General features: G+C 26.7%; 6 protein-coding genes and 1 riboswitch. All 6 genes read right to left on the reverse strand.

The window, feature by feature from the left end; translation table 11 throughout:
• The gene (locus HMPREF0202_RS04860) at positions 1–651 is read right to left on the reverse strand and encodes a methionine ABC transporter permease (protein WP_023050028.1); all 651 of its coding nucleotides are present in this window, start codon (positions 649–651) and stop codon (positions 1–3) included.
• Positions 641–1,648, reverse strand: a complete 1,008-nt coding sequence (locus HMPREF0202_RS04865) for a methionine ABC transporter ATP-binding protein (RefSeq protein ID WP_040406414.1) — start codon at positions 1,646–1,648, stop codon at positions 641–643. Before HMPREF0202_RS04865 ends, HMPREF0202_RS04860 begins: the two co-directional genes overlap by 11 nt.
• 76 nt (positions 1,649–1,724) lie before the next feature.
• Positions 1,725–1,812: riboswitch (SAM riboswitch) on the reverse strand.
• A gap of 70 nt (positions 1,813–1,882) precedes the next feature.
• On the reverse strand, positions 1,883–2,932 hold the full coding sequence (locus HMPREF0202_RS04870; RefSeq protein WP_023050030.1) for an alanine racemase: 1,050 nt from the start codon (positions 2,930–2,932) through the stop codon (positions 1,883–1,885).
• A gap of 84 nt (positions 2,933–3,016) precedes the next feature.
• Positions 3,017–4,759: a phosphoenolpyruvate--protein phosphotransferase gene (gene ptsP / locus HMPREF0202_RS04875; protein ID WP_023050031.1), complete on the reverse strand. Its 1,743-nt coding sequence runs from the start codon at positions 4,757–4,759 to the stop codon at positions 3,017–3,019.
• A gap of 91 nt (positions 4,760–4,850) precedes the next feature.
• Complete coding sequence (locus HMPREF0202_RS04880; protein ID WP_023050032.1) at positions 4,851–5,114, reverse strand: HPr family phosphocarrier protein; 264 nt, start codon at positions 5,112–5,114, stop codon at positions 4,851–4,853.
• Between the two features lie 225 nt (positions 5,115–5,339).
• A complete protein-coding gene (locus tag HMPREF0202_RS04885) occupies positions 5,340–7,202 on the reverse strand; it encodes a replication initiator protein A (protein ID WP_023050033.1) in 1,863 nt (620 codons plus the stop codon).
• Between the last annotated feature and the right edge of the window lie 129 nt (positions 7,203–7,331).

Below are 7,331 nucleotides of genomic sequence, written 5' to 3' on the forward strand. Positions count from 1 at the left end.
CTACCTCCCATTTTTTTTCAATCTATTTGATATTAAATTTCCAATTAATTGAACTCCTTGAACTAAAACTATAATAATTAAAACCGAATAAATCATTATATCTAACTTAAATCTATTATAACCAAATCTGATAGCTAAATCTCCAAGTCCACCACCACCAATAGCTCCAGCCATTGCAGATAAACCTATTAAATTAATAACTAATAGTGTTATTCCTTGGATTAGAGATGGTAACGATTCTGGAATCATTACTTTAGTTATTATTGTAAAATTATTAGCTCCTAAACTTTCACTTGCTTCTATTACTCCTCTATCCACTTCTAAAACACAATTTTCAACTATTCTTGCTACAAAGGGAGCTGCCGATATAGAAAGAGGAACTATTGCTGCTGTACTTCCTATTGTCGTTCCTATTATAAGTCTAGATAGTGGTAATAATAAAATCATTAAAATTATATAAGGAAATGATCTTGTTATATTTATAATTCCATTCAAAATTCTATTTATTCCCTTATTTTCAAATATATGTCCATCTGATGTAATTGCTGCTAAAATTCCACAAGGAAATCCTATTCCTAATGAAACCACAGCAGATAATAAAACCATATATATTGTCTCTATCGTCGCTTGTATTAACATATTAAATACCATCGTAAATAACCTCCACTCCTACATCTAAACTTGGAAACCAAGCTATTGCTTCATTTTGTTTATCCATATCCCCTATTAATTCAACCATTAAATGTCCTACCTGCATAGTTGATAAAAGATCAATTGCACCACCTAAGACATTTATATCTATATTAAACTTTTTTACAGCTTTAGATAATATAGGATCTCCTGCTACTGAGCCTAAAAACATTAATTTTATAACTTTATTTCCAGATTTTTTTATGTAATCAATCTCCTCTTTTTCTTGAGGTGGAACATATGATATTAGTTCTTTTGTAATCTCTGTTTTTGGACTTAAGAATATTTCATATGTTTTTCCAGTTTCTACAACTTCACCATTTGACATAACAGCTACTCTGTCACAAATCTCTCTAATAACTTCCATTTGATGAGTTATTAAGACAACTGTTAATCCCATTTTTTTTTGAATATCTTTAATTAGTTTTAATATAGACTTTGTAGTTTTTGGATCTAAAGCGGATGTTGCTTCATCTGATAAGAGAATATCTGGATTATTAGCTAAGGCTCTAGCTATTGCAACTCTTTGTTTTTGTCCTCCAGAGAGTTGAGTCGGATAAAATTCCTCTTTATCTTCAAGTTCTACTAACTTTAAAAGTTCTTTAACTCTTACATCAATTTCTACTTTTGACCAACCATCAATTTCTAAAGGAAATGCTATATTTTCTTTAACTGTCCTAGATTTTAATAGATTAAAATGTTGAAATATCATTCCAATTTTTTTTCTTTTATTTAATAGTTCTTTTTTTGAAAGTTTTGATAAATCTACTCCTTCAATCTCTATTTTTCCTGTTGTCAATGGCTCTAACCCATTAAATAATCTTATTAAAGAGGATTTTCCAGCTCCACTTAATCCAATAATTCCAAATATTTCACTTTTCTCAATCTTTAAAGAAACATCTTTTACAGCATGAAACTTATTATTATAAATTTTATTCACTCTTTCTAAAGTAATCATTTTATCCTCCCGTATAAAAAAAACTCCCATCTTAATATTTAATTAAGATGAGAGTAAGTAAACAAGACTTCTACTTCTCCCATCTATCTGGAGTTAGCACCACACCATAATGGTAGGTTGCTGAAACGTCATCGGGCCAGTCCCTCGGTCTCTCTTGATGGTTTGCTGTATAATATCTTATTTGAAAAAAAATGTCAATATTTTTTTAAAATAAAATTTTATTTTTGTTTATAGTCATATTAATTCTCTTTTTATTCTGTCATTTATACAAGATAAAAATTCATAATGAGGAACTTTTAAATGATTTATACTTTCTTCTAAATCATGAAATATTTCAATATTATCCCCTTCTTTTACTGAATCATCAACTAAAATAAATGAACTATCCATACTGATATGAACTATTTTAAACTTTTTATTATTGATTATAGACATAATACCTTCACTTCTTTTTGAAAAGCCATCTCCATAACCTAAACGAATTTTTGCTACTTTTCTATATTTTCCTATATTTAAATTTTCTTTTTTTTCATATCCTATATATTTTAAATCATCTATATCTTTTACATCTAATATTCTACCATTTAGCTTAAAAGCTCTTTTTATACATGGATCATAGTATCCTATTTCTTGAAGTCCAAATAAAATAGTTCCACACCGTATATGAGTGCAAAATTCACCCTCTATTGAAATAACTCCAGCACTATTTTGCATATGAATAATCTCAAATCTCTCATCTCCTAACTCTTTTAACATCTGAGAAAATCTTTTTTCTATTAAAATCATATCATCATAATCTGCAGCAAAAACATGGGTACAAAGACCCTTAAATTTTAAATTTTTTTCTCTTATTAGCTCTTTTAGTTTAAAAAAGTCTTTTTCTAAAATTCCATTTCTTCCAAATCCAAAATCTAATTTTAAATGTAATTGTTGTGTTGAAACTCCTTTATCTAAAAGATTTAAAAGATCTTTAAAACTATTTATTACCATATGAATATTTTTATTATTTTTTAAAATTTCTATTTCATCTATTGTTTCTAAAATAATAATATTTATGTTTTCTATTTTTAACTTTAATATTTTTTCAGCTTCGCACTCTCTAGCTACTGCAAAATATTTACAACCGTTTTCTGATAAAAATCTAACTATATTTTCTATTCCATGCCCATAAGCATTAGCTTTTACAACAGCTATTATCTCTTTATTTCTAAGTTTTTTTAAATAGTGATAGTTATGTAGAATATTTTCTTTAGAAACTTTTATTTTAAAATCTTTTAATCCCATAACACTCTCCCTATTACTTTTTTACAATAGTATACTCTAAAAACAAAAAAAGGTGAAACATTGTTTCACCTTTTTTAGAAAGTATTATCCTAATAGCTCTTCATTATATTTGTCTATTTCTGCTAATATATCCTCTGTTGTACTCATTGACATTACTCTTTCAACTAACGCCTCTGCTGAAGCTTTATCGATAGCCATTATATTTTTCTTTACTTTTGCAACTGAAATAGCTGACATTGAGAATGCATCTAATCCCATTCCAAATAATAAAGCTGTTGCTCTAGCTTCTCCTGCAAACTCTCCACACATTGATATAGAGATTCCACCTTCATGAGCTCCATCTATTGCTGCTTTAATAGCTGCTAAAACTCCTGGATTGTATGTATCGTATAAGTGAGATATTCTCTCATTTCCTCTATCTACTGCTAATGTATATTGAGTTAAGTCATTTGTTCCTATTGAGAAGAAATCAACTTCTTGTGCAAACCATTTAGCTCTAAATGCTGTAGCTGGAGTTTCAATCATAATTCCTAATTGAATATCCTCATCAAATTTTATTCCTTCAGCTCTTAATTCAGCTTTACACTCTTCTAATAAAGCTTTTGATTTTCTACACTCTTCTATTGAAATTACCATAGGTAACATTATTTTAATATATCCAAATGCTGATGCTCTTAAAAGCGCTCTAAACTGTGTTTTTAAGATTTCAGGTCTATCTAGACATATTCTTAAAGCTCTCCATCCTAAGAACGGATTTTCCTCATGTGGTAGCTCCATATACGGTAATGATTTATCTCCACCTATATCCATTGTTCTAATTGTTACTGGATATGATTTTCCATTTTCATCTTTCATTGATTCAGCAACAATTTTATAAGCTTCAAATTGCTCATCCTCTGTTGGGAATCTATCATTTGCCATGAATAAAAACTCTGTTCTATAAAGACCGATTCCATTAGCACCATTTCTTAGAACTCCTGCAACATCTTTTGGAGATCCTATATTTGCCCAAGCTCCAACAGTTATTCCATCTTTCGATGTAGCTGTTTTATCTTTTAATTGCTTTAATAACTCTTTTTCTTCTAAATATTTCTCTCTTTTCTTTGAATACTTTTCTACATCCTCTTGTGTAGGTTCAATTATAACATCACCAGTTAAAGCATCAACTATTATCGAAGCTTCATTAGTTACTAATTCAGTTATATTTCCAGTTCCAACTACTGCTGGAATCTCCAAAGATCTAGCCATAATAGATGAGTGAGCTGTTTTTCCACCAATATCAGTTATAAATGCTACAACATTTTTTAAGTCTAATTGAGCAGTATCTGATGGAGTTAAGTCTCTTGCTACTACAACTGAATTTGCAGGAAGTGAAGATAAATCAACAATATCTATTCCTACTATGTTGTATAACCATCTTTTAGCTATATCTCTTAAATCTGCTGCTCTTTCTCTTAAATACTCATCTTCTAAGTTTGCTAACATATCACAATATCCGCTGATACCTTGCTCTAAAGCATTTTCTGCTGTTATTTTTTCATCTTCAATTAGCTCTGTTACTTCATCAAATAGATCTTCATCTTCTAATAATGTTATATGTCCATCAAATATTGCCGCTTTATCTTCACCTAGTTGTCTAGCTGTTTTTTCTCTAATTTTTAATAATTGCTCTTTAGTTTTTTCTCTACCTTCGATTAACTTTTCTTTTTGAATCTCAATATTTGAGCATTCGCTTTTATCTATGAAAAGCTCCTCTTCTTTATATAAAAATACTTTTCCTACTGCTACCCCTGGAGATGCGTCTATACCTTTTACAAATTTTCTCATATTTTATCTCTCCCAAAACTTTAATTTTTTGACAAAAAAAAGGACAGAGTCACCCCCATCCTTCTCACACTTTAAACTATCGTCCTATTTATTAGTCCTTTAGATTTTCAAGTAGGTGAGCTAACTTCTCAACTGCTTCGTTCTCATCTTCTCCTGCAGCATGAACTGTTATTTTTGCACCTTTTTTAATTCCTAAAGAAAGTAATTTTAGTAAAGATGTTCCTTTTACTTTTTTTCCTTCTTCATTTTCTAATTCAATTTGAGATGTAAATGTTTTTGCTAAACTTACAAATTCGTTACCAGGTCTTGTATGTAGTCCTGTTTCATTTTTAATTTCAACTGTTTTACTTACCATAATCCTACTCACCTTTCTACATTTATTGTTTATTATTATATAAAAACATAAAGTTTAAATCTATTATTCTAATATAGAATACTTAATTTTCAAAATTTTGTCAATTTTTATTTTGAATTGTTTTTTTGTCAAAAAATGTTCATTTTTAAGTCTTTAATTGTGTATTTTATGATATTTTAACTATTTTATACACTCTGATTTAACATATTTAACGTTTTGTTAAATCTACTCATTAATAACTCTCTCAATATATTTTTTTATTGTATTAAAATAGATTTTTTTTGATTTTCTTTTCATAGTAAGTAAAAAATTCACATCTATATTTTCTTCTAGAGAACAAAGTTTAATAGCTTGCTCCTCAATTTTTAATTTTTCGTACTCATCATATTCGTCAAAAACCTTTAATATATCTACAGAGATATCAGTTTCATCAATCAATTCTTTTAAACTATTTATAACCGGTTTTTTAACTGTTCTTCTCGCTTGATTTATTTTCTTTTTACTTATTAATCCTTTTTCTTTAACAATATTGTTAAATAAAGTTAAGTTTTGTTTTGAAACATCATTTTCTTGACTTAAGAGATTTTTTAGAACACCGTTTATGTATTGAACTAAAGTTGTTTTAATATTAGAATTTAAATTTTTATATATAATTTTCAAGACTTCAATTAGAATAATCTCTCCTTCTTCTATAAAAATTTTCTTTATCTTTGTGTCTGTTCTTTTATCCCATGATCTTGAAACATATATATTTTTCTTAGCTTTTTGAATATATTTTATTACTTCATCTGGATAAATAAATTCATTATTTTTTTCAGATTTTTTTACAACTTCTTTTTTTACTTCTTTTTTTACTTCTTTTTTACTCTCTATCTTTAATTTTTCTTCTTTTTTTGGTTTTTCATCTATAATCTCAACAATTTCAGCTTCTTCTATATCATCAGAATTAAAATTAGATTTTTCTACATATCTCTCTTTCTCTTTTGAATAAGTAATCTCTTTAGTTTTATTTGACTTTGAATTTTCTATAAATGATGAAACATGACATTCACCATCTTTTTTACTATTAAATTTATAAATTATATAATATGTATCTTCACTTTTATCTTGATATGATTTGTAATACTCTACATATCCAAGCTCAACTAATACATCATATGCTTTTTCAACTCTTTTTAATACCTGTTTCATTCTGCAAAGAACATAAGTTTTTGTATCACCATTTTTATTTACTCTTTCTGTTGTTTGTTCTGTTTTTAATGGAATAATTGCAGCAATTGTTCTTAGATTTATTCTATCTTCTTGCTTTTCATATCTAATTTTACTAATGTATTTATAAATTCTTCCAGCTATAGGATCTTTTGCTAAAATTTCCATTAAAGCCTTTGAATTATATTTTATATATCTTTTATCACTTATTTTTTTTCTTATATTTTTATTAAGAGTAACTCTATAATATATTTTTTTACCCTTTTTTAATTTTTGATAAGTTAAAAGTTTAAATTCCTCATCTTCAAATTTATATTTCCCTAATTTTGTATGATTTGAAACTATAAACTGATATTCTGTATTTTTTAAATTCTTTAAAGCTTGTTCAACTTTTGTGTAATAAGTTCTATTCATTTTATTTCCTAAAAAATGAACTATAAAGTCTGAAATTTCAAATTCAATATATTCATCTTCATCATCTAAATCTTTTTTAGCTTCATAAGTTGAAATTAAATATGTATATATTTTTTCTTCAAAAATAGATGGTTGAAATACTTTATCTCTTGAATCTTTAGCTACTAATGTACAATACATAGTAACACCCAAATCTTCAAAAGAATATTGAAAATTTACTCTTTTATTTTGTTTTTGAGGAGTAAAAAATGGAAAAACAATCATTTCGACAGGTATATTTATTACATTATCTTTTAAATTTAAAAAATTTCCAGTTTCTTTTATTATAACTTCTCTAACTTCAATATCTGGCAATTGATTTAATCTTATATCAATTTTTGTTATATCTGTTAAAAGTGATCCTGTAGATGTTATATTAAAATTCTCTACGATATCATCTTTTTCTTTTTTCACCTTCTTTTCCATTAAAAACCTCTCTATAATTTTATAATACTAAATATGTATATTAACAATAATAAATATATTTAGCGTAATATAATATACCATTTTTTCTGTATATTAACAATAATATTTTTTTGTTTTTTAATCCCCTTA

Source organism: Cetobacterium somerae ATCC BAA-474 (assembly GCF_000479045.1).
Lineage (GTDB): Bacteria > Fusobacteriota > Fusobacteriia > Fusobacteriales > Fusobacteriaceae > Cetobacterium_A > Cetobacterium_A somerae.